The organism is Novosphingobium resinovorum (assembly GCF_036352595.1).
Lineage (GTDB): Bacteria > Pseudomonadota > Alphaproteobacteria > Sphingomonadales > Sphingomonadaceae > Novosphingobium > Novosphingobium resinovorum_B.
In genome coordinates this window covers 1-3,192 of the sequence record NZ_JAZFAX010000089.1, presented here as the reverse complement: position 1 = coordinate 3,192, position 3,192 = coordinate 1, and the positions used below count along the sequence as shown (strand labels likewise).

The 3,192-nt window shown below is 65.3% G+C and carries 2 protein-coding genes; both read left to right on the top strand.

Going from position 1 to position 3,192, the window contains the following annotated elements; translation table 11 throughout:
- On the top strand, positions 1–1,464 hold a 1,464-nt coding region (locus V2S85_RS26870), incomplete at its 5' end, for a TonB-dependent receptor domain-containing protein (protein ID WP_330705842.1).
- Between the two features lie 130 nt (positions 1,465–1,594).
- Positions 1,595–3,192, top strand: a 1,598-nt coding sequence (locus V2S85_RS26865) for a hypothetical protein (RefSeq protein WP_330705841.1), incomplete at its 3' end; no start/stop codon positions are given.

The following is a 3,192-nucleotide window of genomic DNA, read 5'->3' as shown; positions in this document are numbered from 1 at the left end:
CAGGCGGCGCTGTACGAGAGCCTGAGCGGCAAGAGCTGCGTCGCCATCAACCCGCTGGGGGAGATCACCGATCCGGCGGCGCTGAACTACATCTTCAACAAGCAGCACCAGGATACCTGGCTGGAGCAGGACAACGTCTCGGTGAACGTCTCCGGCTCGCCCTTCGCGTTGTGGGCGGGAGACGTGACGATGGCAGTCGGCGGCGAGTGGCGGCGCGACAGCCTGCAGACCCGGTCCACCGCGCTTGGCGAGAACAACCTGTTCTCGGTCGGCAACTTCACGACGTATGGCGGCAGGAACCGCGTATGGGAGGGGTATGGCGAGATCGGCGTACCGCTGCTGCGCGACGCGCCGTTCGCCCGCACGCTCGACTTCAACGCTGCCGTGCGCCGCACCAGCTACAAGATCAGCGGCGCGGTGACGACGTGGAAGGCCGGCGGCGTCTGGGAGCCGGTGGACGGCGTGCGCCTGCGCGCCACGTGGTCGCGCGATATCCGTGCGCCCAGCCTCAACGAGTTGTTCTTCGTAGGCGGCGGGCGCCAGACCGCACTGACCAACAACATCGCGGGGACCGCCGGCTACGGCAGCACCGGAACGACGATCGTGTCCGGCACCGGCAACGATACGCTCGCCCCGGAAAAGGCGGATACCTTCACCGGCGGCGTCGTGCTCAACCCGATCGGCAACCTGCGGATTTCGGCCGACTATTACCATATCAAGGTCAACGGCGCGATCGCGCGGCCCTCGACCGCGCAGACGATGAACATCTGCTCGGCGCTGCTGGCATCGGGCGCGGCATCATGCCCGGGCATCGTCTTCAGCTCCGATACGGCGACCTATCCCAACGGCATCGTCAGCCTGCAGAACCAGCAGCAAAACCTGAACTCGCTGGTCGTCTCGGGCATCGACGGAGAGATTTCCTACCGCTTCAACGACTTGCCGATCCCCGGCAGTCTGACCATCCGTGGCCTGTTGACGTATGCCATCCACAACCAGCAGGAACTGCTGACCGGCACGTTCGAGAACGCCGGGTCGGCCAACGGGGTGCCGCGCTGGAACGGATCGGTGACGCTCAGCTATGAAAACGCGGGGTCGGGCCTCGATCTCACCATGCGCGGCTTCAGCGGGGTGAAGTACGACACCGCAACGCTCTATACCCTGACCACTGGCGGCACGAGCCTGCTGCTCGGCCCGGATCAGGAGGGATATGCGGAATCGCTGGCGGGCTCGCAGCCGAACACGATCAGCGACAACACCCTGCCGGGCCGTGTCTATGCGGACCTTTCGTGGCACGTCGCGGCGGGCGAGCATTTCGAGCTGTTCGGCATGGTCAGCAACCTGCTCAACCGCAAGCCCCCGGCCAATTACGTGGCCGTGGCGCTGTCGCTCAACAGCGGTACGCGCAATCTCAACTACGATATCCTCGGCCGCGCCTACAAGATCGGTGCCCGCTTCAAGTTCTGACGTGAAAACAACATCGCGGCGCACCTTTATGGGCGCCGCGAAGGGAGATTGCCTGATGATCCTCGCCATGCCTGCCCTGAGCCGTTCCTGCCGACGGGCCGTGCCACTGCTGCTTGCAACGGCGGCATTGATGGCATCCATGCCTGCCTCGGCGCAGTCGAGACGCGACCTTTCGGTCAGCGCTGCTCGCACGATCACACGCACGACCACGCTCGGTTCGCTGCACATCGCCGCAGGGGCGAGCCTGAATGCGCCGAAGGGCAAGCTGTTGACGCTGACGGTGGACGGCGTCGAGCGCGACATCGCGCCGGGCACGTACACCGGAGTCGTGGTGCTGACCGTCACCGACGACATTCCGATCAAGTACCTCGACCTCGATCCCCAGCATTTCCGCACTGCGCTCTACGTCAAGGACGGGCGTATCGTGCCGTCGAAGTCGGTGCGTTCGGCGATCGCCGGCGGCACCGTCACCGATAGCGAGGCGAGCGACATCGTCATCCGCTCGCACGGGGAGGATTTCAACGGCATTCTGATCGACGGCAAGAGCCGCTACACCCTGAACGCCCCGCAGATCGAGATGATCGGCAATGGCGACAACGACTTCGCCGGATACGGCGCGGCGGTGATGGCGACGGGTGACGCGGACCTGACGCTCAACAAGGCGCGCATCGCCACGCACGGCGCGATCCGCCCGGCGATCTTTGTCAACGGCAATGCCACGCTCCACGTCAACGATTCCGACATCGACGTGAAGAACGGCGTGCTTCCGTCCGACTACGTGTTCGACTTCGCGCTGGGCAAGATGAAGCGGGTGCCCTGGCAACTCGGGCTGGAGGGCAACGTGCGCGCGACGGTGATCGTGGACAGCGGCACGGTCTATTACAAGCGCTCGCACATCCGTGCCCAAGGTTGGGGCTCGCTCTCGATCGATGCTCCGAAGAAGGTGCGCATGTTCGTCGAGGACAGCCTGGTCGAGACGGTGGACAGTGGTTACGGCGCCTTCTCGATCGGCGATTCCATGACCTGGTTCAGCAATACCAGGTTCGAGGTCGCGGACATGGCGCTGGTCATGGCGGCCAACGGTTCGGGCACGTTCACCAACGGGTCGGTGGTCAACTCGCGCCGCTTCGGGGTGATGATGTTCACCCATCCGCGCGCCGGTACGCTGCGGATCGAAGGCAAGTCGGTGTTCAACACGAAGTCCACCGGCGTGCAGGTCAAGGGCTGCGGCGCGACCGTCATCATCGACGATGCGCAGCTCAATGTCGGCAACGGCATCCTCGTGCAGGCGATGATCGACGACAACGACCACCAGCCGGGACGCCCCAAGCCCGGGCAGGTCGATACCAAGCTGCCCGCCGATCCCGACGTCCACGCCAGCTTCCGCAACGCGGTGCTGAAGGGCGATGTGGTCAATTCGCGCACCGAACAGGGCGGCCTCGACCTTGTGCTGGAGAACGCGGCGCTGGAGGGCCGGGTGTCGAGCGCGGTGCAGTCCCCCGCCGCCGGTCGCCTGCCGAGCGAGGCCGAATTCCGCCTGATCGGCGAAGTGACCAACAGCTTCCAGCCCGCAAGCGGGCCGTTCGGCACGGCGGTGACCGTCGATGGCAAGTCCACCTGGACGGTCACGGGCACTTCATACCTCAATCGCCTGAACCTTGCGCCGGGCGCGCGGATGCAGGCGCCGGAGGGTTACAAGCTGACGGTCACGCTCGGCGGCAAGCCGGT